Source organism: Ruegeria sp. R13_0 (assembly GCF_017743995.1).
In the GTDB taxonomy this organism is placed as follows: domain Bacteria; phylum Pseudomonadota; class Alphaproteobacteria; order Rhodobacterales; family Rhodobacteraceae; genus Ruegeria.
On sequence record NZ_JAGHRB010000002.1, the window covers coordinates 118,693 to 143,028 of the forward strand.

20 protein-coding genes, 1 tRNA gene and 1 pseudogene are annotated in these 24,336 nt (G+C 56.2%); 8 read left to right on the forward strand and 14 right to left on the reverse strand.

All coding sequences use genetic code 11. The annotated features are described in order from the left end of the window. Positions 1-3: 3 nt before the first annotated feature. The 5 genes from nqrE to J7394_RS03010 are packed head-to-tail and all read right to left on the reverse strand — an operon-like array spanning position 4 to position 4,642. Positions 4-612, reverse strand: coding sequence for an NADH:ubiquinone reductase (Na(+)-transporting) subunit E (gene nqrE, locus J7394_RS02990; protein WP_170377273.1), 609 nt, complete (start codon positions 610-612; stop codon positions 4-6). After that, complete coding sequence (locus J7394_RS02995) at positions 612-1,265, reverse strand: NADH:ubiquinone reductase (Na(+)-transporting) subunit D (protein ID WP_117873115.1); 654 nt, start codon at positions 1,263-1,265, stop codon at positions 612-614. The genes nqrE and J7394_RS02995 overlap by 1 nt, the downstream gene beginning before the upstream one ends. After that, positions 1,265-2,092: a Na(+)-translocating NADH-quinone reductase subunit C gene (locus J7394_RS03000; protein WP_170554954.1), complete on the reverse strand. Its 828-nt coding sequence runs from the start codon at positions 2,090-2,092 to the stop codon at positions 1,265-1,267. The genes J7394_RS02995 and J7394_RS03000 overlap by 1 nt, the downstream gene beginning before the upstream one ends. After that, positions 2,085-3,293, reverse strand: a complete 1,209-nt coding sequence (locus tag J7394_RS03005) for an NADH:ubiquinone reductase (Na(+)-transporting) subunit B (RefSeq protein WP_170472437.1) — start codon at positions 3,291-3,293, stop codon at positions 2,085-2,087. Before J7394_RS03005 ends, J7394_RS03000 begins: the two co-directional genes overlap by 8 nt. Positions 3,294-3,298: 5 nt before the next feature. Further along, a complete protein-coding gene (locus J7394_RS03010) occupies positions 3,299-4,642 on the reverse strand; it encodes a Na(+)-translocating NADH-quinone reductase subunit A (RefSeq protein ID WP_209251217.1) in 1,344 nt (447 codons plus the stop codon). Between the two features lie 296 nt (positions 4,643-4,938). Here J7394_RS03010 and J7394_RS03015 point away from each other — a divergent pair, with 296 nt between their 5' ends. Together J7394_RS03015 and J7394_RS03020 are read left to right on the forward strand one after the other, a co-directional pair. Then, positions 4,939-6,054, forward strand: a complete 1,116-nt coding sequence (locus J7394_RS03015) for a class I SAM-dependent RNA methyltransferase (RefSeq protein WP_209250855.1) — start codon at positions 4,939-4,941, stop codon at positions 6,052-6,054. 105 nt (positions 6,055-6,159) lie between these two features. Continuing rightward, positions 6,160-6,236, forward strand: a tRNA-Pro gene (locus tag J7394_RS03020). Between the two features lie 14 nt (positions 6,237-6,250). Here the strand turns inward: J7394_RS03020 and J7394_RS03025 are convergent. From J7394_RS03025 to J7394_RS03035, 3 genes are all read right to left on the reverse strand, one after another. Next, a complete protein-coding gene (locus J7394_RS03025; RefSeq protein ID WP_209250857.1) occupies positions 6,251-6,895 on the reverse strand; it encodes a hypothetical protein in 645 nt (214 codons plus the stop codon). A 197-nt stretch (positions 6,896-7,092) separates the two neighbouring features. Continuing rightward, positions 7,093-8,202 carry a hypothetical protein gene (locus J7394_RS03030; protein WP_209250858.1) on the reverse strand — a complete coding sequence of 370 codons (1,110 nt, stop codon included), beginning with the start codon at positions 8,200-8,202 and terminating at the stop codon, positions 7,093-7,095. Positions 8,203-8,211: 9 nt separating this feature from the next. Then, positions 8,212-8,670, reverse strand: coding sequence for a DUF3644 domain-containing protein (locus J7394_RS03035; protein WP_209250859.1), 459 nt, complete (start codon positions 8,668-8,670; stop codon positions 8,212-8,214). A gap of 719 nt (positions 8,671-9,389) precedes the next feature. On the opposite strand from J7394_RS03035, the gene J7394_RS03040 reads away from it, so the two are divergent. The 3 genes from J7394_RS03040 (at position 9,390) to J7394_RS03050 (ending at position 14,843) form a co-directional block, all read left to right on the forward strand. Next, positions 9,390-10,286: a LysR family transcriptional regulator gene (locus J7394_RS03040; RefSeq protein WP_247748041.1), complete on the forward strand. Its 897-nt coding sequence runs from the start codon at positions 9,390-9,392 to the stop codon at positions 10,284-10,286. 145 nt (positions 10,287-10,431) lie between these two features. Beyond that, positions 10,432-11,631, forward strand: coding sequence for an efflux RND transporter periplasmic adaptor subunit (locus J7394_RS03045; RefSeq protein WP_209250861.1), 1,200 nt, complete (start codon positions 10,432-10,434; stop codon positions 11,629-11,631). A 32-nt stretch (positions 11,632-11,663) separates the two neighbouring features. Next, positions 11,664-14,843 carry an efflux RND transporter permease subunit gene (locus tag J7394_RS03050; protein WP_209250862.1) on the forward strand — a complete coding sequence of 1,060 codons (3,180 nt, stop codon included), beginning with the start codon at positions 11,664-11,666 and terminating at the stop codon, positions 14,841-14,843. 131 nt (positions 14,844-14,974) lie between these two features. Here J7394_RS03050 and J7394_RS03055 read toward each other — a convergent pair. Together J7394_RS03055 and J7394_RS03060 are read right to left on the reverse strand one after the other, a co-directional pair. Continuing rightward, positions 14,975-15,681 (reverse strand): annotated as a pseudogene (locus J7394_RS03055) (IS6 family transposase). Positions 15,682-16,077: 396 nt separating this feature from the next. Next, positions 16,078-16,977 carry a LysR family transcriptional regulator gene (locus J7394_RS03060; RefSeq protein WP_209250863.1) on the reverse strand — a complete coding sequence of 300 codons (900 nt, stop codon included), beginning with the start codon at positions 16,975-16,977 and terminating at the stop codon, positions 16,078-16,080. Positions 16,978-17,064: 87 nt separating this feature from the next. Between J7394_RS03060 and J7394_RS03065 the strand changes: the two genes are divergently transcribed. The 3 genes from J7394_RS03065 (at position 17,065) to J7394_RS03075 (ending at position 19,417) form a co-directional block, all read left to right on the forward strand. Further along, complete coding sequence (locus J7394_RS03065; RefSeq protein ID WP_209250865.1) at positions 17,065-17,778, forward strand: SDR family oxidoreductase; 714 nt, start codon at positions 17,065-17,067, stop codon at positions 17,776-17,778. Positions 17,779-17,804: 26 nt separating this feature from the next. Further along, positions 17,805-18,500, forward strand: coding sequence for an NADPH-dependent F420 reductase (locus J7394_RS03070; RefSeq protein WP_209250867.1), 696 nt, complete (start codon positions 17,805-17,807; stop codon positions 18,498-18,500). Between the two features lie 65 nt (positions 18,501-18,565). Then, positions 18,566-19,417, forward strand: coding sequence for an MBL fold metallo-hydrolase (locus J7394_RS03075; protein WP_256439783.1), 852 nt, complete (start codon positions 18,566-18,568; stop codon positions 19,415-19,417). 390 nt (positions 19,418-19,807) lie between these two features. Here the strand turns inward: J7394_RS03075 and J7394_RS03080 are convergent, their stop codons facing one another. The 4 genes from J7394_RS03080 to J7394_RS03095 form a co-directional block, all read right to left on the reverse strand. Further along, on the reverse strand, positions 19,808-21,301 hold the full coding sequence (locus J7394_RS03080) for a cryptochrome/photolyase family protein (protein WP_209250872.1): 1,494 nt from the start codon (positions 21,299-21,301) through the stop codon (positions 19,808-19,810). A 95-nt stretch (positions 21,302-21,396) separates the two neighbouring features. Further along, positions 21,397-22,656 carry an FAD-binding domain-containing protein gene (locus J7394_RS03085; protein ID WP_247748024.1) on the reverse strand — a complete coding sequence of 420 codons (1,260 nt, stop codon included), beginning with the start codon at positions 22,654-22,656 and terminating at the stop codon, positions 21,397-21,399. Then, positions 22,626-22,763, reverse strand: coding sequence for a DUF2256 domain-containing protein (locus J7394_RS03090; RefSeq protein WP_209250874.1), 138 nt, complete (start codon positions 22,761-22,763; stop codon positions 22,626-22,628). Before J7394_RS03090 ends, J7394_RS03085 begins: the two co-directional genes overlap by 31 nt. Beyond that, positions 22,760-24,274 (reverse strand): FAD-binding domain-containing protein, encoded by a 1,515-nt coding sequence (locus tag J7394_RS03095; RefSeq protein WP_209250876.1) that lies wholly within the window; start codon positions 24,272-24,274, stop codon positions 22,760-22,762. Before J7394_RS03095 ends, J7394_RS03090 begins: the two co-directional genes overlap by 4 nt. Positions 24,275-24,336: the final 62 nt, after the last annotated feature.

Here is a 24,336-nt window from a genome sequence, read left to right on the forward strand (position 1 = left end):
TCCTTACAGTTTCACGCCCGAGAAGGACATGAAGGCCATCGCCATCAGACCCGCGGTGATGAAGGTGATCCCCAAACCTTGCAGGCCGTCGGGAATGTCCGAGTATTTCAGCTTTTCACGAACACCCGCCATTGCGGTGATCGCCAGTGCCCAACCAAAGCCCGATGACAGGCCATAGGTGGTTGCCTCGGCGAAGTTGTAATCCCGTTCCACCATGAACAGCGAACCACCCAGGATGGCGCAGTTTACCGTGATCAGCGGCAGGAAGATCCCCAGCGCGTTATAAAGCGGCGGGAAATATTTATCCAAAACCATCTCGAGGATCTGAACCATCGCCGCGATCACGCCGATATACGAGATCAGGCCAAGGAAAGTCAGGTCCACATTCGGGAACCCGGCCCAGGACAACGCACCCGGTTTCAGCAGGTAGTTTAGCAGCAGGTTGTTGGCAGGAACGGTGATGGCCTGCACGACCATGACCGATATCCCCAGACCCAGCGCGGTCGAGATCTTCTTCGACACGGCGATGAAGGTACACATCCCCAGAAAGAAGCTGAGCGCAAGGTTTTCGACAAAGATGGCCTTTACGGCCAGTGAGATCAGACCTTCCATCAGTGGGCCTCTACCTGCTGAATTTTGTATTCACGTTCTTCCACCTGGTTCGGCTTCCATGTGCGGAAGGCCCAGATGATCAGACCGATGATGAAGAACGCCGACGGGGGCAGCAGCAGCATGCCGTTGGGCACGTACCAGCCGCCGTTGTTGACGGTCTCCAGAATGGTGATGCCGAACAGCGACCCGGCGCCGAACAGCTCACGAATGAAACCGACCAGCAGCAGGATCAGACCGTAGCCCATACCGTTGCCCATGCCGTCGATAAAGGACGCAACCGGAGGGTTCTTCATGGCAAATGCCTCGGCGCGGCCCATCACGATACAGTTGGTGATGATCAGGCCGACGAAAACCGACAGGGTTTTCGAGATCTCGAACGCATAAGCCTTGAGGATCTGGTCCACCAGGATCACCAGCGAGGCGATGATCACCATCTGCACGATGATCCGGATCGAGCCGGGAATCTGGTTGCGCAGGCACGAGATGAAGAAGGACGAGAACGAGGTCACGAAGATCACCGCCAGCGCCATCACCATCGATACCTGCAGCGACGAGGTTACCGCCAGCGCCGAACAGATGCCCAGCACCTGCAAGGTGATCGGGTTGTTGTCGACAAGCGGGTCGACTAGCATCTCTTTCTTGGTCTGGGACATCAGAGCTCTCCTGCTTGCAGTTTGGCCAGAAACGGTGCGTAGCCCGCATCGCCCATCCAGAATTTCACCAGGTTATCGACACCGACCGAGGTCAGGGTCGCCCCGGCCAACGCGTCGATATAGAAGTCGGGTCCAGCGGCGGGCTGGGATTTCGACACGGTGATTTGCAGATCACCATTATCGTCACGCAGCTTCTTACCGTTCCACAGCGCCTTCCAGCGCGGGTTGTCCACCTCGGCCCCAAGGCCGGGGGTCTCACCGTGCTGATAGAATTGCAGGCCGTAAATGTCGTTGCCGTTATTCTCCAAAGCGATAAAACCGTAAAGCGTGGACCACAGGCCATAGCCGTGCAGCGGCAGGATAACCTTGTCCAACGCGCCAGCGTCGTCACGAAGCAGGTAGATCACGCGGTAGTTCGACTTGCGGCCGATACCTGCGGGATCATCGTCCAGCGCGACGCTCAGCTCGGGGTCGCTTGCAGCAGCGATATCGTCGAACGTGGCCGGGTCGAACTGATCATCCACAAACTCACCGGTCGCCAACTCCAGCACATGAGGCTCAAACGCGGCGAAGGCTTCGGTCACGTCGATGCCAGGCTCATAAACGCCCGCCACCTGCAAAACGTTGACCTGCTTGTCCTTCAGACGGTTGGTCTCCTGCACCGGGCGCAAGCTAACGGCGGCTGCGGACACGACCATTGAGGCGACCAGACAGACAGCAACCGCGATGATAATCGTCTTGCCGACAGAGTCCGGCGAGGCTGCCAGAAACTTGGCAATTGCGCCTTTAGGTGCCTCGTTTTGATCTGGGGATTGCGTATCAGACATGGCGACGCGCCCTCCGTTTGATGTTGGCTTGGACGACGAAGTAGTCGATCAGCGGAGCAAAGACGTTGCCGAACAGAATGGCCAGCATCATGCCTTCTGGGAAAGCCGGGTTAATGACACGGATCATCACAACCATGATACCGATCAGCGCGCCATAGATGTAGCGTCCCATGTTGGTGTGGCTGGCCGAAACAGGCTCGGTCACCATGAAGGCCAGACCGAAGGCATACCCACCGATGACCACATGCCAGTACCAAGGCATCGCGAACATCGGGTTTGTGTCGGAACCGATCAGGTTCAGCAGCAGGGTAAAGCCAATCGTACCCGCCAGACAGCCGACGATAAGCCGGTAGTTGGCGATCCGCGTGGCCAACAGGAAGGCCAGACCGATCATACAGGCAAGGGTCGAGGTTTCCCCAAAGCTGCCCTGGATCGAGCCGAAGAACGCGTTCCACCAGGTGATGCCATCAGCCGCCAGCGCCTGAAAGCCCTGCGACGCAGAGACGGACAGGGCAGTCGCGCCCGAGAACCCATCAACCGGCGTCCAGACTGTGTCACCGGACATGCTCGCCGGATAGGCGAAATACAGGAACGCACGACCAACCAGAGCCGGGTTCAGGAAGTTCTTGCCGGTGCCGCCAAAAACTTCTTTCCCGATTACAACGCCGAAGATGATGCCCAAGGCCACCTGCCACAAAGGCGCGGTTGCGGGCATGATCAGCGTATAAAGCATTGAAGTAACAAGGAAACCCTCGTTCACCTCATGGCCTCGCACAGTGGCAAAGATGACCTCAAAGATACCACCCGCGACAAGTGTCACGATGTAGATCGGCAGGAAATAGGTCAGCCCGTGCATCACATTGGCAAAGACGCTGGAGGGGTCCAGCGAGATACCAAACATCTGCAACAAGGCAATCCGCCATCCGGTCGCCGATTCAGGCCCCAGCAGCGCAATGGCCGAGTTCGCCTGATAGCCGGTATTGTACATCCCCCACAGGATACAGGGGATTGTCGCGATCACGACGTAGGTCATGATCCGCTTCATGTCGATATACGACCGAGCATGCGGCGCGGCGGTGGTTACAGTTTTCGGAGTGTAGATGAAGCTTTCCACCATCTCATAGATGGGGAAGTACTTCTCGTACTTGCCGCCCTTGGTAAAGTTTGGCTCGATCCGATCAAAGAAGCTGCGCAAACCCATTTGGATCAGCCCTCCTTTTCAATCTTGGCAAGGCAGTCGCGAAGCGCCAGCCCATATTCATATTTCGCCGGACAGGCAAAGCCGACAAGGCCCAGATCCTCTTCGTCCAGCTCCAGTGCACCCAATGCCTGAGCGGTGTCGGTGTCCATCACCAGCAAGGCCCGCAGCAACTGCGTCGGAAGGTAGTCCTGCGGCATCAGCCGTTCAAACACACCTGTCGGAACCATCGCGCGACGGCCACCGTTCAGGTTGCTGGTCAGATTATACAGTTTGTTGGACAATGCCGAACCCAGAACCGGTTGGAACGAGTATTTTGAGGGCATCGGGCGGATCCAGCCCATCGGAATCTGATCGTGGTCTTCCCGGATGATGGTGATCTGACGTGCGAACCGGCCCAGATAGGCGGTCGGTCCCTCGGCTTGAGTACCCGACAGAACCGAGCCCGAAATAATCCGGGGTGTTCCGTCCAGTTTGATCTCATCCTTCGTCAGCTCATCTGTCGACGCACCCATGGCGGTACGGATCAAACGCGGTTGACGTGCGCCCGGTCCGGACAGAGCGATCACGATATTCGGGTTCAAATGGCCGGACTGCATCAGACGGCCAATCGCAATGACGTCCTGATATCCGATGGTCCAAACCTGCTTGTCGCCTGCAAGCGGCTCCAGGAAATGGATGTGAGTACCTGCCAGACCGGCAGGGTGTGGACCTGCGAAGGCCGCCGCTTCCACTCCGGCTACGTCTGCGCCGGGGATCGCCTCGCCGTCCTTGTGGCACAGGTAGGTCTTGCCATCCGACAGCTTGGCAACCGCCGCCAGACCGGCGGCAAAGGCTTCCCCTGCATCGGCGATGATCACGGCGGCGTCCGCAGCCAGCGGCTCGCTGTCCATCGCGGTGACAAAAATTGCTGCTGGTTTGGTTTCGGGCGTCGGCATTTTCGAATAGGGCCGTGTGCGGAACGCTGTCCAAAGACCCGCCGCGCAGAGTTTCTCTGCCACGCCCTCGGCCGTATCGCCATTGCCCACGCCCGAGAAATCAACGCCCGCGTCATTCGGGTCGGAGATTTCGATCACAACGCTTTGCAAAACGCGGCGCGCACCCCGGTTGATCTGAATGACCTTGCCGGTCATCGGGGCAACCATCATCGCCTCGGGGACGTCCTTGTGGCAGAACAGCGGAGTGCCACGCTGCACCTCATCGCCTTCCTGCACCAGCATGCGGGGCTTCAACCCCAAATAGTCGCCGCCCAAAGCCGCAACCTGGCTGAATTCCGGCCCTGGCTGGATCGTTTGATCCGGGGCACCCTCAATCGGCAATTCCAGCCCTTTTTTCAGTTTGAAAGTTTGCATCTCGCTACTGTCTTCCAAGCCTCTCTCCTGCGCCAGCTATCATCGCCCAATTAGAAGAGGCATCTGATAGCGCGGATGATGAACCGACCGAGTCGCAAAGAGCTATTTGCTGGTCGGAATCCGCAGGCGTGTGTCTGATGTCGGTCCTTTACGCGCCGACGACCAGAAACGCAAACCCGTTAGGCTCGAAATTATCTATTGTTTGTCACTTTGTCTTAATCGAATGTTCATATTGGCGCTAACACACCGATATTTTGCCGGTCGCACCTCTGTCACATCCAGTGTAAGCAACAAAAATGAGCATGACCCACGACCTTGATATCTTCCTGGTGGCGACACCTGGCCTCGAAACCCCGCTCAGCGCCGAGGCCACGCAGCACGGATTCGCGGGCGCACGTATCGTGCCCGGCGGCGTCAGCTGTACCGGCGACTGGTCCGAGGTCTGGCGGGCCAACCTCATGCTGCGCGGTGCCAACAAGGTACTGGTGCGCATCGGCAGCTTTCCAGCCGTCCATCTGGCCCAGCTGGATAAGCGCGCGCGCAAGTTCCCATGGTCTGACTTCCTGCGCCCCGACGTGCCCATCAAGGTCGAAGCCACCAGCCGAAAGTCCCGAATTTACCATGCCGGGGCCGCACGCCAGCGCATTGATGGCGCAATCTCTGACACACTAGGCGCAGCGATTTCTCCCGAGGCCGATCTGCGCGTTCTGCTGCGCATCGAAAGGGATCTCTGCACGCTGTCGATCGACAGCTCAGGCGAGCCGCTGCACAAGCGCGGGCATAAAACTGCTGTCGCCAAGGCCCCGATGCGCGAGACCATGGCCGCGATGTTCCTGCGCGAATGCGGGTTCGAGGGGACAGAGCCGGTTCTTGACCCAATGTGCGGCTCGGGCACCTTTGTGATCGAGGCCGCCGAGATCGCCCTTGGGCTGGCGCCGGGACGTTCGCGATCCTTCGCTTTCGAGCAGCTGTCCGGGTTCGACAAAGCGGCATGGCAGGCAATGCGGAGCGCGTGCCACCCATCCGAAAGCCCCCTTCAGTTCTACGGCTCCGACCGAAATACAGGCGCTGTCGAGGCCGCCTCTGCCAACGCCGAACAGGCTGGTGTGGCGGAGCATACCCGTTTTCAGCATCGCGCGGTCAGCGATATCAAACCACCCCCCGGACCCGCTGGTCTGGTCATCGTGAACCCCCCATACGGCGCGCGGATCGGCGATGAAAAACGTCTGCGTTCGCTCTATGGCAGCCTTGGCAAAACGCTGATGAACCGCTTTCAGGGGTGGCGCGTCGGCGTCATCACCAGCGCCCCTGCCCTCGCCCGCGCGACGCGCCTGCCATTTCTGCCCACTGGTCCGTTCGTCGATCACGGAGGCACGAAAATTCGCCTGTATAGAACCGAGATTCTACAATAGAGCGTTCAGCCCAACCTAGCCGAGCGCGCCAGGGTTTTTCCAATTTCACGCGCAAGAATCCCCCTTGCGCATCCCAACCCACGCGTATAGACCCGCCGCCACGGTCGGAGTGTAGCTCAGCCTGGTAGAGCACTGTCTTCGGGAGGCAGGGGTCGGAGGTTCGAATCCTCTCACTCCGACCAATAAATCCAGACACTTAGCCCATGTTGCGTTGCCCCCTATTCAGGGTCGTTCCGGATTTGATCCGGATTATACGGATATTCGGGCGGGATTCTTTGGAGAACAAGCCTTTAGAAACCGAAAAGCCGCTGACCGGGCTGGCACCCGCATCAACGGCCAAATCGAAAAGTCTGTACGGGATGGACAAGGTCTTCATGTAGTCGGTGTAAAGGTTGTCTAAGAACATGGTCGCCACGATGTCCACGATGTCCTGTCCTGCACCACTCAAACCGGACAGATTCGGAATCGTACTCCTGTCAAATAGGTCAACGAACGTGGTGGTATTCTCGGGATTGGTCTCGAAGATCATTAGGTCACGAAGCAAGGTCAGAACCGAGACAACGCTGTCGTTCTTACCTAGCGCCGAGTAGACGTCGAAGACGTCATTTATCGAGGGCGCGTGTCCTTGTGCGCAGGACTGGTACGCCTGCATGACGCTCGAATAGAGATCGTTTCTTTGTACTTGTCCGATGCCGGTGATTCGCCTCAGTAGGTCGCAGAAGAAATTCGCACGTCGCACACGTTCGATTTGCACGGCCATGCGGTCATCGGTGTCAACGCCAAGGGCAAAGAAGTTGATTGGCAGTGGTGATTTCGAGGGGTCCAGAATCTTGGCTCCCATCACCTCGGGAAACTCTCCCTCTGAGTAGTCGCGCTTTTAGTCAAAGATGAACACCTTGGGAGAATGCCCACGGTTCCACGGCGCCTATCGCGAAAGTTGGAATACTAACGACTTGAGGAACGGCGTCTTGCCGGTGCCGAGGTCGCCCACGACCCCGACGTTCAGCTGGTTGAGAGAGGTTTCACTGGGCCGGAAACTCACCGGCTCCAGCGCGGTCCCACGTGGACGGTGCCCAACGAGCACGTCGATACCAAGGGACGCCTCTTCAACTTTCTCCACCCCGTCACCAGATGACTCCTCTTCTTCTTGTTCCTTCTCCACAACTTCGAGTCCGACGACTGCATATTTTTTTCCGCAATTTGCTGATCGTCAGAGGGCAGGGAGTCATCCTCCCGCGCGTCGATGGGCTTATCGGATGTCTCCTCGTCTGCGCCTGTTCCACCATCACCAAGACCCAAGGCTAGCTGCCTGTCCTCCGTGTCCATGTCTTCGTCGGACGACTTGACGATCTCAAGGGCAACTGCCTGCTCAACGATTTCCGCGACTTGCTCACCGACTTGGGAGAGGCGTTCAGCATCATTGGAACACTTTGGATTTGCAAAAAACTGGCCAGCTTCGCGAGCGCCTCCAGCGCGCTGTTCGTAGAGGCCACCACCTGCGCCGACCGCATCCACTTGGAACCAGAACAGCGTTTCTGCAGACGCAGAAATGCGTGCTTTACCGGCGACAACCCGGCTGAGGATTCCGGTTTCCAAGTGCACCTGCCCCGGCTGTCGCCCAGGGCGAAGCGAGAATGCTGCCTCGATCAGGGTACCCAACGCAGCATTCACTAGGGCAAGTCTCCCTCCTTCAGCCGCCATGTTATTACCGAGCTTCTCCAAGTCACGCTTGGTCGAGTCCAAGTGGTCCTTCGGGTCGGCCAGTAGCTGAGAGCCCCGCGCCGGGAATGAAGCCTTGTCGCCCGACCTCATTTTTACCTCGACAGGATGAAGCTCAATCGAACAGGTACCGTCGTCCGCCAAACGACTTATCACAAGCAGCAGATTTGCACGCCTTTGATCATCAACGGTCCGCGCCCCTTCCCCGAGAATGTCGATCAAGGGGAAAACAGCATCCATGGGAACAACACAGCGGATCTCCGCGTCGCCAGCGCGTCTTTCCCATTCAGTGAGGGCCTTAAACGCGATGGGAAAGCCCATCGCTCCCAGGCTTTCCGTGTGCCCCATGGTTAACAACGTGGATAGGCCTACGCCTCGCACACCTAGGCTCGCTATGACGTTGCGTACATCGCTTGGTATACTCGCCATAACGCAGTCTCACAATATCTTGACCACCTCTTCGTACAAGGCGTTCGAAGGACGCGCCAAGACCGTGTAGGGATGCGTCGATGCGATTGAACCGGACGACGCCTTCTGCTTCTCGCGCGACATGAAGGCTGGTCGCCATTCCCAAAGAGCCAATTCGTCGGTCGCGCGGCGAAGCTGAAGCGACAAGACGGACGGGTCTAGGTGCCTGTTACTTGTGTCCAACCACGCTGCCTTGACCACGCGGCTACTGATCATCATCAACGATAGCTGTTCTGTTTTTCTGCACACTCTTCGAGACCAAGTTCGATCCAGCGGTTGCCAGTATTCGAAACTCTCCTTTTTTGACCAAGAGCGGAGTAGATATGTCCACGCGATGTTGGCCGTCACGATGGAAAATTCGGCACGGAAGGTCGGGCCGGCTGAATTGAAGAGGTGAACAGCAGCGATCATGGCCTCATTGTAATCCATTCAAGTTGAAGGGTAGTCTTGGAACGCGACTCCATGCAGCGACCCGCGCTAAGTCATGACAATAGCCAATCAACGCTAATTGCTCAGAACCTGCACTACGTCCTATCAGGACGCAGTGTTTGTCCTTCCGCATAACTACTCAGAGTTGCTGGCGTGCCTAAATCTACCTCACCGCTCAAGCAGCTAGTGATAGTTGAGGGCGATGAAAATGAAACTCAAAAACCCATTTGTTTTAAGAAATTGGCACTAGCGAAGCCAATTTCGTCGTCGCTTGTCATCAATCCAAGCAGCAAGCACTTCCTGTCAAAGCCATTGGCGGACGACCTGCCACATCGCCTGAGACGCAATTTCTCAAAACAGAAAGGAACATCATGTTCATACATTCAGGTTACCTTACAGAAGTTTCCGACTATGAAAACCGCGCGATGCGGGCTTTGACCCACTGTGTACCTGAGTACGACAACACCGCGCCCAATGCCGGTTCATGGCTACTAAGCAGGACCTTTGTCCGAAAGGTTCTCGGCCTTAGGCTGACGGGGTTCGCATCGCACGCGCTTTGTGCGACATGAAAGGTTTTTTGTTGTAGGTCTCGCGATCAGAATGTGCCAATTCGCTTATGCGCAAGGCTCAAGGTGCAATTGCGGTCCTCACTGGCATCAACAAACGACTACCCTATCAAGCATTGACAAAGCTCGTTGTTTGCGAGGCAACTATTGAGTATGGACAATCTATCAGACCTTAAGCTGTTTGTGCGCGTCGCTTTAACTGAGAGCTTCGCAGCAGCGGCGCGCGTTGAGGGTATGACGAGCTCTGCCGTCTCAAAAGCAGTGCAGCGTGTTGAATCAGAGGTCGGTGCAAAACTGTTTTCCCGGACAACCCGCTCTGTGGCGCTCACCGTCGAGGGAGAAAGGCTACTTGAAGGCGCGCGCAAACTGCTGGATGACGCGGAAAGCTTGAAAACCGAGTTTACAGACAGCCTAGACGAGCCAAGAGGGAAACTTGTTGTTTCCGCATCAGCCGTTTTTGGGCGTATGTGGCTGACACAACGTGTCTTGTCCTTCATGTGCCGCTACAAATATGTTGAGGTGGAACTCAGGTTTGAGGATCGGATTGTCGATCTCGCGTCAGAAGGAATTGATGTCGCCATACGCATCGGCGAGCTCGGTGACAGTGCCAATCTGGTCGCACGGAAGTTATTCGATGACGTCATACACACTGTCGCTGCGCCTTCTTATGTAGAACGCTACGGGCATCCCCAGCGAATAGCTGAACTGGACGCCCACAGAGGCATACACTACCGCGCTCAGAACACAGGGCGGCTCTTTCCTTTCATGTTCGAGTGTAATGGCAAAGCTGTACGGCGCACGCTTGACCCAGTCCTGATCGGGAATGACATTGATGCAATCCACCAAGCTGCAGAAGCTGGACTCGGTATCGCGCAGCTCCCGACTTATCTGATTCTGGATTCTTTAGAACAAGGGCACCTGGTTGAGGTTATGGAAAACGTCCGAATGGACAAGTTCCCCTATTCCATCGTTTATCTCGATCGAAGACTTGTTGCGCCGCGCGTCAGAGCATTTGTGGATTTCCTAGTCTCAAACCCACCAAGTTTCTGAATTAGAATATCTATTTTGCGCCACTATCGAATTGCGTCCTGACAGGAAAGAGTGATCGTCCTACCGGCGGGCTACAAGGTTGAGCCTGAAACAAGACATTCTACCCATAATCCCGGGCCTGTTGCCCATTGGTGAGGATAGAATGATGCTCAATAAAGGTTCCCTGTTTTCCGGTATCGCGATCGGCGCAGCTGTTGCTGGCGGTCTCTTGTACACGGCAAACGAAGTTGAAATTCCCAGTTTTGTTGGTGCAGCAGAGGCGTCAGCTCCGGCTGCAGCGCCATTTGTACCGACGGTCGAGGTCTTCCCTGCGGAGCAGCGCAACGTCACAGATTGGGATAAATTCACCGGACGCTTCGAAGCGGTGGATGAGGTTCTGGTGCGTGCCCGTGTGTCAGGACACCTTGACGATGTCCACTTTACATCGGGACAGATCGTCCAGAAAGGTGATCTGCTTTTCTCGATTGACCCGCGCCCATATCAGACGCTTCTGGCCGCGGCAGAAGCTCAACTTACTGAAGCAAAAGCCGCTGAAAAACTTAGCCAGTCCGAGCTTGAGCGCGCGGAAATGCTGCGTGAGCAAGGCCATATTAGCCAGTCCGTTCTGGACACACGGAGACAAAATGCAGCGATAGCCGCGGCAAGTATCGCTTCGGCCCAGGCCGCGATTGATCGTGCCCGTCTGGACCTTGAGTTCACCCAAATTCACGCCCCGGTCACCGGACGGATTTCGGACGATTATGTGAGTGAAGGCAATTTGGTTTCTGCCGGATCCGGTTCAACTCCCTTGACGACGATTGTTTCGATCAACCCGATAAACTTTGTGTTCGACGTGACCGAGCAGCAGTATCTCGAATACATGCGTCTGCACGGCGAAACAGGGTTTCGCGGCGTCGCAGGTGACCTGCCAGTCGAGATCAAACTGACCGGTGGGATGGATTTCGAACATCTCGGTAAAATCGACTTTGTCGATAACCGCCTGGATGTTGGCACAGGCACACTCAGAGGTCACGCAATTCTGGACAATGTGGACGGTCTACTTGTGCCCGGAATGTTTGGAAGCATGCGTTTGGCCGCCGAGACAAAGGAACAAGGCATCGTCGTTCCGGAACGGGCAATCAACTCGGATCAGGCAACCAAATTTGTCTGGATCGTTGACGCAGACAACACGATCTCCCGTCGCGATGTAACCCTGCATGATCTCCATGACGGCCTGCGGGTGGTCGATGGGTTGAACGCTGGCGAGCAGGTCGTTGTTAGCGGGCTACATCTGGTGGCTGCCGGTGCACAAGTTCAGGTCCGCAATACACAGAGTTCTGAAGCGACCGAAGTCGCACTGCGGTAAGTGCAGCATTTGTTTTAGGTGAGGAAAATCCAATGAAACTGCCCCATTTCTTTATTGATCGACCGATATTTGCGATCGTGATTTCCGCATTTATCACAATTGTCGGCGCACTGAGCTATTTCACATTGCCTGTCGCGCAATACCCAGAGGTCGCGCCCCCTACAGTGCAGGTAACTGCGCAATATCCAGGTGCCTCAGCCGAGACAATCGCACAGACTGTGGCGACGCCACTGGAACAACAGATCAACGGTGTTGAAGGAATGTTATACCTATCGTCTCAAGCGACGGGCGACGGCAATCTGACAATCACCGTCACGTTTGAACTAGGCACCGATCTCGACGCGGCTCAGGTGCTGGTTCAGAACCGAGTTGCCATCGCGGAACCCCGGCTGCCGGAAACGGTTCGGCGTCTCGGTGTTGTTACTCAAAAGGCGTCTCCTGATCTGCTGCTGGTGGTCCATATGTTCTCGCCGGACGCATCTCGCGACGCGCTTTACATCACCAACGCGGCGCAGCGGGTGCGTGACGAACTGACACGTCTTGGTGGTGTCGGAGACGTGACCCTCTTTGGCGCGCGGGATTATTCAATGCGTATCTGGTTGAACCCAGAACGTATTGCATCGCTTGATATGACCCCTGGTGAGGTGATCTCAGCTCTGCGTAGCCAGAACGCGCAGGTTGCTTCTGGACTTTTGAACCAACAGCCTACCCCTGAAGCCGCCGATTTCGAGATTTCGGTGCAGACGGCGGGCCGTTTAACCGACGTATCCGAGTTCGAACGGATCATCGTGAAACGCGGGGACGAAGGCCGGATCGTGCGCTTGTCCGACATCGCGCGCATCGAACTGGGTGCTGCGAACTATACGACGCGCGCCTATCTCAATAAGGATGCTGCTGTCGCGATGGTCGTGAACCAGCGTCCCGGCACCAATGCGCTTGAAACCGCCGCCGATGTGCTAGAAACGGTCGAGCGGTTGAGCCAGGACTTTCCCGAAGGTCTGGCCTATGACGTGATCTATAACCCAACCGAATACATTCAGGCGTCGATTGATGCGGTTGTCAAAACCATGATCGAAGCTGTCGTTCTGGTGGTTGCTGTGATCCTGCTGTTCCTGGGCACGTGGCGCGCGGCGGTCACACCTATTCTTGCGATCCCGGTCTCGCTTGTCGGCACTTTCGCGGTCATGTCAGCCTTGGGATATTCGATTAACAACCTGTCGCTATTCGGACTGGTCCTTGCGGTTGGTATCGTCGTCGACGACGCCATCATCGTGGTCGAAGGGATCGAGAAACACATCCGCAGCGGCGCGTCGCCGCGTGACGCAGCACGCAAAACGATGACTGAAGTCTCGGGCGCACTGATTGCCACCTCTCTAGTCCTCGCAGCGGTGTTTATCCCAACAGCAGCCGTTGCCGGCATCTCGGGCGAGTTCTATCGCCAGTTCGCCGTCACCATCACGGCTGCCACTGCGATTTCTTTGCTGGTGTCGCTGACCCTGTCGCCGTCGCTGGCCGCGATGTTGCTGAGGCCTCATGGCGAACAGAAGCCCGGCCTGCTGATGCGTCCGGTGGTCTTTGCCTTGTCAAAATTTGACGCGGGCTTTGATCGCGCGTCCAAAGGCTATGCCTGGGCCACCCGCCGGTTGGTTCGTGTGCCAGCCATCATGCTGAGCTTGTTTGCAGGTCTGCTGCTGCTGACAGATGCACAATTCTCGAAGGTTCCGGGTGGCTTCGTTCCCGAACAGGACCAAGGGTATTACATCACAGTCGTCCAACTGCCTCCGGGTGCATCGCTGGAACGTACGGACAAGGTCGTTCGTCGCGCGGTTGATGAATTGCTTGAGATCAAAGGTGTAGAAAACGCCGCCGTCTTCTCTGGCTTCAACGGTGCGACCTTCACCACTGAGTCCAACACCGGCGTGATTTTCTTTGCCACCACACCGTTTGAAGATCGTAAGGCGCAAGGCGTCAAAGCCGAGGAGGTTCTGACCGAAGCCCGCCAACGCATGGCAAGTATCGACGATGCGGCGATCTTTGTCATCGCGCCCCCGCCAGTGCGCGGAATCGGGACCGGTGGCGGCTTCAAGATGATGCTGCAAGACACGGGCAATGTCGGCCCGGTTGCGCTGGAACAAGCCGCGCGTGCCTTGTCTGCTCAGGCCAACGCAGATCCCGGACTGGTCGCAGTCTTCTCACTCTATTCCACCGGCACCCCACGTGTCTGGGCTGAGATCGACCGTGAACGCGCCGAGATGCTGAACGTTCCGGTTGCCAATATCAACGAAGCGCTTGAGGTCTATCTTGGGTCGTCTTATGTGAATGACTTCAACCTGTTCGGACGCACATATACCGTGGTCGCGCAGGCGGATGCTCAGTTCCGCGAAAACGCCGAGGATGTCGCGCGCTTGCGGACCCGATCTGACGATGGTGCAATGGTGCCTCTTGGAGCTGTCGCAAGCTTTGAGGACGCAACAGGCCCGCTGCGCCAGCCGCGCTACAACCTCTTCCCTGCGGCCGCGGTGCAAGGCCAGACGATGCCTGGCGTGTCTTCAGCGGAAGCTCTGGAACGTATGGAGAAACTGGCCGAACACATTTTGCCCGCCGGTATCAGCTATGAATGGACCGAGCTGAGCTATCAGGAAAAGAATACAGACGACACCGCGTTGATTGTGTTTGGTTTCGCCGTTCTCTTTGTATTCCTTGTTCTGGCCGCGCAATATGAAAGCTGGGCTCTGCCTGCCGCAGTGATCCTGATCGTACCGATGGTTCTTCTGTCAGCGATCACCGGGGTGTGGATTGCCGGGTTGGACAACAACATCCTTGTCCAGATCGGGTTTGTCGTGCTCGTTGCACTGGCCTCAAAGAACGCGATCTTGATTGTCGAGTTCGCGCGTCAGGCCGAGGATCAGGGTTTGGATCGCTGGCAAGCAGCGGTCCAGGCGGCTCAAACCCGGTTGCGTCCGATCATTATGACATCGCTTGCTTTCATTCTGGGCGTTGTGCCGCTGATGATCGCAACAGGTGCAGGTGCTGAGATGCGTCAGGCGCTTGGTGTCTCGGTCTTCTCGGGCATGTTGGGCGTCACGGTGTTCGGACTTCTGTTCACACCGATGTTTTATGTTGCGCTGCGCGCCGTCGAAGAGCAGCTCTTTCGCAAAGGGGCAACACCGGATGTGAAGATGAAAGAGACGTTGAAATATCAAAACGTCTGACCCTCACCTTCAGATGCCTTGATCAGGCCCGCCACATCGCGTGGCGGGTCTACTTTTGCTTAACCGAGTTCTTCCCACCGTGCTGTCAGACGAATTCGAACCAGTCTCAGTTTGCTGCCAAAACCGTGAACCTATCCGGAACAAAGCTGACGCCACTCGCTAAATGCGGCGGCGCGGGTCAGCTTGAAGGTTTCTCGACTGGCTAGCGATCTTTCCTGGTTGAAGTGGTTGTAGACATAGGAATGGACGGAGGCGAATTTCTGTAGACTTCGTATGCGCCTGAAACGCTCCATCGCGCGTTCGCGTGTTCGAAACGGCAGGTGCGAATGCTCGACTCGGTTGTTGAGCCACCTGACAGTCTGTTGTTATTCCAGAGCGCCCAAAACTTTGAGCGCCGCCTTGTAGGATGCGAAGCGATCTGTGACTACTTCTTCAGCTTTGCCGCACCGCTTCGTTAATTTCCTGAGGAATTTCAATGCTGCAGCTTTGTTTCGTCGTTTGGTGACAACGGCTTCGAGTACCTCACCTTCGTGATCAACAGCCCGCCAAAGATAATGCCTCTTGCCATTCACCTTCACGACAACCTCGTCCACGGGCCACTTCCATTTAGAGAACGCGCGCAGTTGCTGAACACGCTTTCGTCTGATCTCAGCAGTAAACATCGGACCGAACCTGTTCCACCAATGTCGGACAGGTTCGTGGCTCACCTCGATGCCTCGCTCGTGCAACAAGTCTTCGACATTCCGAAGCGAGAGCGGGAATCGAGCTAGAGCATCACGGCAAGGCGGATTATCTCGGGACTGGTTTTAGAGTATTTGAAAGAGGCAGGTCTGGTCATGGGCAAAAGCTACGCAACACCCCTGCCCCGCTCGAGCAAAGTTCTTCTGTCATGGCCTTAGAAGCTGCTATCATTGATAGCGGCCCTTACAGGCCTTGAGCATAACAGCCGAATGCCTCGTCTGCAGTCCGCTTGGGACCCTCGGGGCGCGTGTTTAATTTGGCGTCAGGGCCGCCACTTCTCGGCCGCTCGTTCTTCCGATTGCGGCCGGCATTTTTTCGCCACACATACTCTGTGTCCAATCCGACAGTCGATCAATGCTCACTCCCGGTTCACTGAATACAATTTGCCAAAAGGCAGTGTCCGTCACCATCTCAGACCCACAATGGCAAAAGAACTGGAGACCCCATCGACGACGGATCTGCCAAGGCAACGTCTCGTAAAAGACTGACCTTGTCAGTTGATCAATTGATCGATTTGATCCGCGACAAAACGACAAAGGGGCGATCCGTTCGCAGATTGGGACCAAACCAGAGAAACAGTCCAGGATGGCAGTTCTATCGGAGGCGCATAGATCAAACAATTTGATCGCTCTGCCACTTGTTCGGCGAGAGAGGCCGGGATGGCGGCAATGTAATCAGTCTGCTTTAGAATATCGGGAATGACAATAAAGCTGCTTACGGCCATTGCGACTCTTCGTTCGAACCCAGATTTTCTTAACGCGCGATCAACGACACCTACATGGTCGCCGCTGAGTGTCATCAGAACGTGGGGAATCTCAGCAAATCGCCGCAGCGACATCCCCTTGCGCAAGCCGGGATGATCTCGACGGGCCAGGCAAACAAAACTGTCTTCGAGTAGCGGGCGTTGGAAAAATCTTGCCGGTACAGTGTCAAAGGTCCCGATCAGAAAGTCGTTTTGGGCTTTGTCCAGGCTGTCAAAGGCAGTTGGTTTGTCGAGCTGCCGAAACGCCAGATCAATGCCCGGCGCAGCCGTGCGCAATTGCTCGGCGAGTTGCGTGCCCAGTACCAAAGTCAGATTGTCGCTGGTTGCCAGACGAATCTCACCCTTTGCCGTCAAAGGGTCGAATGCTGCAGCTGGTTCAACAACTTCGGAGATCATGCTGAGCGCTTGTGACACGATTGGTGCGATCTTTTGCGCTTTGGCCGTCGGCACCATGCCCTGAGGTGTTCTGACAAAAAGCTCATCGTGGAACAGGGAGCGCAGTCGAGACAGTGCATTGCTCATTGACGGTTGCGCGAGGCCGATCTTTGCACCCGCACGGGTGACATGGCGTTCGACCATCAATGCGTCGAACGCCTTCAGTAGATTCAAATCAACAGACGAAACATTCATTAAATCAATGTTCCATATAAAATACATCCATTTCAACTATGGAATAGCGGCCTCTACCTTTGTTTCAGGAAAACAAGGAGACGCAAAATGTCAGAACAGAAACACGTTGTAGTCGTCGGTGGCAGCTCGGGCATGGGGCTTGCAGCCGCCCAGCTGTTTGCCCAAACCGGTGCACGCATAACAATTGCTGGCCGTTCCAAGGCCAAGCTGACCCATGCCGCGCACTCCATTGAGGGTGACGTATCCATCGGCGAAGTCGATGGCACATCAGACAACTCAGTCGAGTCATTCTACGAAAACACCGGACAGATCGACCATCTCGTGGTCACCGTCGCTAGCGGAGTTCCCATGGGCGCGTTTCGCGAAACTGGTGTGGCGGGTCTTGAGCAGACGCTCACATACAAGCTAATGGCGCAAGCGCGCTTGGTGCATGCGGCCATTCCACATCTTTCGCAGGATAGTTCCATCACATTCGTCTCTGGCATCGCCGGGCGTAGACCGATCCCCGGTATGAGTTCGGCTGCCGTCGCAAACCATGGGATCGAGGCATTGGCTACCGTTCTCGCCAAAGAGCTTGCCCCGATCCGTGTGAACGTCATCGCACCGGGACTTGTGGACACGCCAGCTTATGACGGAATGCCCCCGGAAATCAAAGAATCGATGATGCACGATACCGCTGCTGCATTGCCAGTCGGCCGCGTGGGGACAAGCGAGGACATCGGAGCAGCAATCGTATCCGTTGCAACCAATGGGTTTGTCACCGGCACGACCTTTGAAATTGATGGCGGCGCGCATCTGTAAACCGCAAATGGAAACGGAGAATTGCCATGAAAATCGGAATTCTTGGGAGCGGGAACATGGGCCGCAGTCTGGGGCTGCGGTGGGCAGAGAATGGCCACCCGTTGTTCTTTGGAAGTCGCGATATTGACCAAGCCAAATCGGTCGCAGATTTCGTCGGGAACGGCGCGGTAGGCGGCACCCTCGAAGACGCAGCCAGGTTCGGCGATGTGCTGGTCCATACCGCTCGTGCCGTTCCGCTTTCGGAGATGATATCCGACGTGTCGCTTATCCATGGGAAAACAGTCATCGACCTGAACAACAGGCCCATCTTTGACGGGTTGAAGTTCGAACCCGTGACGCAAAGCCTTACCGAACTTTTGCAAGCGGACGCGCCGAATACAAATGTGGTCAAAGCGTTCAACATGTTTGCCCAGGAACTGTACGAACATGACGCCGCTACCATCGCATCGCACGATGTGTCTTTGTTCTTGGCCGGCAATTCTCGCGAAGCGAAGCAGCAGGTTGCGGCTCTTGCATCTGAGTTGGGCTTCACGCCGGTAGATGCTGGCCCGCTTGAGAACACGCGCCTTGTCGAAACGATGGGCGATATGATCAGGTACCTGATTGCGGGAACCAAACTTGGGAGTACCGCCGCCCTTTCGGTGCAAGTGCTTCCGACGTCCAACACCAAGCGCCTTGGCGGGCGAGTAGACAGCAAATTCGCCAAGCATCAGTCCAAGTAGCGCTTAGCCTACAAATGAGCCTGGTACCATATACTCTGCACCCCATCCCAAATTTGGAGGACGTAATGACAAATGAGCTCAAAATTACGCGGATAACACGACCGGGTGCGGGATCTGTGAACTCCTGGCTTATCGAAGACACATCGGGTGTGGTGCTGATTGATGCGCAGCGGGTCTTATCCGTCGGGCGGGAGGTCGCTGCGGCCATTCAAGCCATCGGTAAACCGCTAAAGGCGGTCCTGATCACGCACCCTCACCCGGACCATTTCGGCGGACTATCCGCTGTGCTTGAGGCATTCCCAGGCACGCCGGTCTATTCATCCCCCGAAACACGGAAGGTCATTGAAACAGACTCGAATGGGCTTCAGACCGCGACGCGCAAAGCTGTACCACAAGACACCCCGCAAGCGTTTCCTGCGCCTGATCACACCTTTTCGGATGGCGAAACGCTATTGTTCGGTAGAATTGAGCTTGTCGTATCCGAAATCGGACCGGGCGAGTCCGAAGCGATGAGTATGTTCCATGCACCAGGTGCCGACGCGCTTTTTACTGGTGACCTTGTCGCCAACGACATGACCAGTTTTGTGTTGGAAGGCCGTTCGTCTGCCTGGATTGCGCAGATCGACCGGGTCGCTAGAGCATTTCAAGCGGCATCACCCAGACTGTATCCTGGCCACGGTGAGGCGGGTTCATTCACGTCGTTGTTGAGCAATCAGCGGCAATGGTTGGTCGACCTCAGGGAAATGACGCGAGCTCGTATTTCGGATGGAGAGCTTTCTGACAGAGATATCGATATCATCAAGGAAGAGTTTGAAGCCCGATACCAGAACCGGCAGATCGTTGCAGAAATTGCGACGCTTCTGGCCCTCAATATACAGGCCGTAGCCGAAGAACTCTCAAAGGAAACCGGGTCCTAGTTTTGAGCTCCCTGGGTTCAATCCCTTAGCGCGTCCCCATTAGCCGTCAATCACTGTCTCTTTGTGCCAAAAACGGTAAAAGAGATTGTTGTGCAAACACTTGGGTTTGGATTGACGCTCATGCGGACATTTGCGTTTGGTTCTCCTACAAGTTTCAGCAGAATCTCTTTGTATGGACGCCATTTGCTAGGAAAGCGGTTCTGCACGCTGTGTATTTATAACTGCGGCACACCTCGTCATATCGTGACTTGGAGGAGATAAATTCACGCTATTCTTCCCATCAAAAGCTTCATCCGGTCGCCTCCGGCTCGGATGGTGGACTTCCGATCTTTTCTGGCATGGGTTTCGCAAAAGACCTGAGCGGAAATAGAACAATGCCCGACAGCTTTTTCAGGGCTGCTGACCCAAGAACGCACTTGCAACGGATAGGTGCTTTTTCTTGGTCTCCAAATTCATCCTTGTTGCTGTTCTACACATCATTGACCAACGCGGATTGTGTGCAAGCTTATCAAGATGCTTGAAAATAAAACGCCAATACAGGCCGTCCCAGACCTCTGCCCATGGGCCCTTGCCCCAATGGCTCATCTTACGGATATAGTTTGAACCGGAAAAATAGGGTTTGGTGGTGATCAACCCACCATCGGCGTGCTGGCTCATGGCATATGCGTTGGGCACCATGACCCAGTCATAACTGTCCACGAACATTTCCATGAACCAGCGATAAACTTCATCAGGGTCGATCTCGCACAGAAACATGAAACCACCCAGAACCATCAGGCGTTCGATATGATGGCAATAGCCGGTTTGAAGAATGCGGCCAATTGTGTCGTCGATCGGATCGATACCGGTCGTGCCATCGTAGAACGAGAGGGGCATCTTGCGGTTGTGACCCCAATGGTTGGTGGTTCGCATAGCGACGCCTAGGTTTTCATAGGTGGCACGCATGAACTCTCGCCAGCCGATGATTTGGCGCACAAACCCCTCGACCGAGTTTAAAGGGATATCCCGTTTCTGCGCGTGTTCTAGCGTAGCGTCCAACACTTGCCGGGGTGTCAGTAGCCCTATGTTCAGCGCGGGCGTCAGAACGGCGTGCCACAACCAGCTTTCCCCTTCGACGATTGCGTCTTCAAAATCTCCAAACTGATCAAACCGCCGCTCGAGGAATTGTTGCAACCAAGCCGCTGCTGCGTTGTGAGACGTCGGATAATAGAGTTGGTCCAGCGACCCGGGCGCGTGTGGGAATTCTGCGATCACACTGTCCTTTGCAGACTGGTCAAGCGCGTCATGCGCGGGCCAATCAATCCAGGGCAAACTGCCGAGCATTGCTTTGGGAACCTTCTTGCGGTTGTCCTCATCAAAGCTCCATCGACTCCCCGTTGGCTGATCACCGTCCATCAAGACATCCAGACGGCGGCGCTGATTTATGTAAAACTCGGCCATGAACCAACGTTTTCGGCCTTTGAACCATGCGGCGTTATCCGCATCTGTATTTAGAAATCCGGGGGTTCGGCGTATGTCCAAGGTAATGCCCGCGGTGTCCGCTGCTCTTTGCAACCGTTTTTGCGCGATGAAATCCACCGGGTCGGCCACCACCGCGCGTTCAATACCATCCGTGGCAAGCCGTTGAAACACACGCGCGCAGGCATCTGTTCGCTGCTCATACGGGTAGACAACGGCATTCAAGCCTTTGGCGATCAAATCCTGCTGGTAACGCGCCATACTGGCACGATGCAGCCAAAGCTTTTGCTTGTGCATCCGCGCAGGATATCTGGAATCACCAAAAAACAGCGGGTCCTCGAACAAAACCACCCGATCCGGGGGCGCGACCAAACCTGGATGATCGGCAAAAAGCTGGTTGGGTAGAAGAATTGTGGCAAAGGTCATGGTCGTTCAAACAGGTTCCGTATTGTCGCGAACTACGCCGCATTGTTCCTTTGGCAAATGACTGTTGCCCCGTCGGGCTCGCGCCGCACACCGCTTCATCGCAACAGGTTCAAATCTGCCAGAAGGTCAGGGATCTTCTTTTTCAACGCGAAAAACCCCGCTTTGGCGTGGGGCCAATAGATACTGTCATACTCGCGCCTCAGACGGTGTAGCGTCACACCGGCCTCGGCCAATTTGGGTTCGGCTCTGTCCAAACGCTCTCGCACGGGGCCGATGGGCGGATAGGCGGTGGCAACGCTCTGCACTCCGATCTGCTGGGCGGCCGCAAGGATCGGGATGCTCCAATCCTCTGTAGTTTGAGGCTGCTCGCCTGCGTTCGTCAGCATTCCGCGCATGGCATTGCTGGCAAATTCCTGCGCGACCTTTCCTATTGGTTGCGGAGAGCGACCTTGTGTCGCCAACAGCCCCACCACACCTGCTGGTTCGTGAGGCATAAGATCGGCACCACTTAGGTCTTCTTCGGTGAGCAGCAGCAAATATGGCCCGGTTGGCGACGTGCTGCATGGCGCAATTGGCCGCTTTGGGTGATCGACATTCTCAATCAAAGGCTCAGCTGTTTTCGCAAGACCTGTCGGGCAAAACCGCCCCTCGGTGTACTTCTTGATGTTCTCAGCCCGCGCCAAGTAGGTTTTACCTTTGGTGTGCAACCCGGCGACCCAACGCCAACTGAGGGTATTCGACGCCGGATCGCCGTCGAGCAGGTACCTGAGAAAGAAATCTGCACCCAACTCCCACGGAAGTCGGAGCGTGAAAATCCAGATCGACGCCATCCACATGCGCGCATGGTTGTGCAGATACCCTGTTTGGATCAGCTCTGATGCCCAATGATCGAAACAATCAATCCCGGTCGCGCCGGATATGGCTTCGTGATAGGTCACCTGCAGGCTGGGGTCATGGTCCAAGGCTTGAAGGCTTTTGGTCAGCTCGGATTTATAGATGGCCCAGACGCTAGGCCGGTGTTCCAGCCAGCCTTTGAAATACGTGCGCCAGAAAACCTCTTGCACGAATTTCTCAGCCTGACTGAGGCCGTGAGACGCCAATACCCTTGTCAGTACGTCTTCTTCGGTGACAAGGCGATGCCGGATCCAAGGGGACAAAGCCGAGACATTCGAGCGGCGATCCCTGCCAAGGTCATAGTTTCGCGCACTTGCATAATGGCTGCCGGTGCGCGCGACAAAGCGTTCAAGCCGCTGCAGCCCGGCGGCGCGCGTTGGGTTGAAGGCAACCTGTTCGTCGCTTACGGCCAACCCGGACAGCAGACCATTCATGACGCGCGCCGGCAGCGGTTCGAACAATAGCGGACCTCATCCCAAACTTTTGCCCATTTCTTGCGCCAGGTGAACGGACGCCCGCATTTTTCACAGGGTTTCTGCGGCAGGTCGGATTTCTTACGCATTTTCATGGGGTATCTCCGAAGGGCAGGCTCAACTGAGTTGCCACCTCCCTTTTTGATCTTTGTTTGCCGCTGGCTCGGCCGGTCTTTCGGCTGGCGTGTTTCGCCACGATTGCTCGTGCCTCTGCACGAAACTCGGGGCCACGGCGCACCGCCCAGACCCGCTCGCGCGCGGCTCTTGCTGCCGCAAGGTGATCAAAGACACGGACAGGGTAGCGCCGCCCGATCACATGAGTGGATGCCTCTGACTTCCAGGGCTCGTGGATGTATACGTCTGGAATTTCAGAAAGTTCCGGCACCCATGTTCGGATAAAGACCCCGGTCGGGTCCTGATCATAGCCCTGTTTGACCGGGTTGTAGATGCGCACGGTATTGATGCCCGTGGTCCCGGCTTGCATTTGGACCTGGCTCCAATGAATGCCCGGTTCGTAATCGGTGAACATCCGCGCAAGATGCAACCCGGGTGCGCGCCAATCCAGCCACAGATGATAGCTTGCCGTCGCCATCACCATCGCGCGCATTCGGAAATTCAGCCATCCCGTCGCCTGCAAAGACCGCATACAGGCATCCAAAAACGGATATCCAGTTTCACCCGCACTCCATGCGCCGAGAAGCCCTGCGCTTGGCGTTTGCGGGCGCAGACCGTCATAAACCGAATGCATGTTCGCAAACTCAACTCGCGGATCGTCTTCCAGCTTTTGGATAAAGTGACAATGCCAGTGAAGCCGGCCCGAGAAAGAGCGCAAGGATCTCTGCCAATTTCGTGCCCCGTTTGGAAGGCTGCGACGACGTGCTTCACAGGCTTGCGTCACCTCGCGCATCGACAGCGCACCCCACGCTAGATACGGCGACAGCCGCGAGCACACCTCAGCCCCCGACGCTGGGCTGGACATCTCGCGTTGATAGGTCTCCCCGCGATTGGCCAGAAAACTTGTAAGACGTTCCAGCCCGGCATGCCTGCCTCCGGCCTGACGTTGCGGGCAAGGATCGTTGACCATGTCCAAATCGCGCGCTGCCGGTACAGTTCCGGGCTCAGCGTCCACTGGCTGCAATGCGAGCGGAGGGCTGACAGGTTCAGCCATAAGCCTGTCCCAACGCGCCGCCCACCCGTCCCGAGATTCAAGTTTTCGCCAAACGCCATGGTTTTGCACCTCGGTCCAGGGCACGCCCCGTTCGCGGCACCAGGCGGCAACTTTCAGATCGCGCTGATAGGTCCAGTCGTTTCCGGTTTCCTGATGGGACCACAGCGCATTCAACATCCCCGCCTGCTCAAGTGCATCCAAAACATCGACAATAGGGCCGAAGCGCACAACCAGAGGCTGTCCAAGCCTAGCAAGATCTGCCCTCAACCCGACAAGCGTTTCAGCGACAAACGCCCAATGTCTGGCTGACGCATCCGGCTGCTGCCAAAGCTCTGGTTCAACGACGTATATCGGTAAAACTGGACCGGCCTGCGCAGCTTCTACCAGTGCCCGGTGATCTTCCACACGCAAGTCGCGTTTGAACCATACGACCTGCAATTGCTACGTCCTCGCGCTCAGTATCGGCTTCTGAAGCACGACTTAGCGCATCGCTTGCACCC

Excerpts from the sequence above, each read along its gene's own strand:
- nqrE (WP_170377273.1), bottom strand. The coding sequence starts at position 612 with ATGGAAGGTCTGATCTCACTGGCCGTAAAGGCCATCTTTGTCGAAAAC.
- J7394_RS02995 (WP_117873115.1), bottom strand. The coding sequence starts at position 1,265 with ATGTCCCAGACCAAGAAAGAGATGCTAGTCGACCCGCTTGTCGACAAC.
- J7394_RS03000 (WP_170554954.1), bottom strand. The coding sequence starts at position 2,092 with ATGTCTGATACGCAATCCCCAGATCAAAACGAGGCACCTAAAGGCGCA.
- J7394_RS03005 (WP_170472437.1), bottom strand. The coding sequence starts at position 3,293 with ATGGGTTTGCGCAGCTTCTTTGATCGGATCGAGCCAAACTTTACCAAG.
- J7394_RS03010 (WP_209251217.1), bottom strand. The coding sequence starts at position 4,642 with ATGCAAACTTTCAAACTGAAAAAAGGGCTGGAATTGCCGATTGAGGGT.
- J7394_RS03015 (WP_209250855.1), top strand. The coding sequence starts at position 4,939 with ATGAGCATGACCCACGACCTTGATATCTTCCTGGTGGCGACACCTGGC.
- J7394_RS03025 (WP_209250857.1), bottom strand. The coding sequence starts at position 6,895 with ATGGGAGCCAAGATTCTGGACCCCTCGAAATCACCACTGCCAATCAAC.
- J7394_RS03030 (WP_209250858.1), bottom strand. The coding sequence starts at position 8,202 with ATGGCGAGTATACCAAGCGATGTACGCAACGTCATAGCGAGCCTAGGT.
- J7394_RS03035 (WP_209250859.1), bottom strand. The coding sequence starts at position 8,670 with ATGGATTACAATGAGGCCATGATCGCTGCTGTTCACCTCTTCAATTCA.
- J7394_RS03040 (WP_247748041.1), top strand. The coding sequence starts at position 9,390 with ATGGACAATCTATCAGACCTTAAGCTGTTTGTGCGCGTCGCTTTAACT.
- J7394_RS03045 (WP_209250861.1), top strand. The coding sequence starts at position 10,432 with ATGCTCAATAAAGGTTCCCTGTTTTCCGGTATCGCGATCGGCGCAGCT.
- J7394_RS03050 (WP_209250862.1), top strand. The coding sequence starts at position 11,664 with ATGAAACTGCCCCATTTCTTTATTGATCGACCGATATTTGCGATCGTG.
- J7394_RS03060 (WP_209250863.1), bottom strand. The coding sequence starts at position 16,977 with ATGAATGTTTCGTCTGTTGATTTGAATCTACTGAAGGCGTTCGACGCA.
- J7394_RS03065 (WP_209250865.1), top strand. The coding sequence starts at position 17,065 with ATGTCAGAACAGAAACACGTTGTAGTCGTCGGTGGCAGCTCGGGCATG.
- J7394_RS03070 (WP_209250867.1), top strand. The coding sequence starts at position 17,805 with ATGAAAATCGGAATTCTTGGGAGCGGGAACATGGGCCGCAGTCTGGGG.
- J7394_RS03075 (WP_256439783.1), top strand. The coding sequence starts at position 18,566 with ATGACAAATGAGCTCAAAATTACGCGGATAACACGACCGGGTGCGGGA.
- J7394_RS03080 (WP_209250872.1), bottom strand. The coding sequence starts at position 21,301 with ATGACCTTTGCCACAATTCTTCTACCCAACCAGCTTTTTGCCGATCAT.
- J7394_RS03090 (WP_209250874.1), bottom strand. The coding sequence starts at position 22,763 with ATGAAAATGCGTAAGAAATCCGACCTGCCGCAGAAACCCTGTGAAAAA.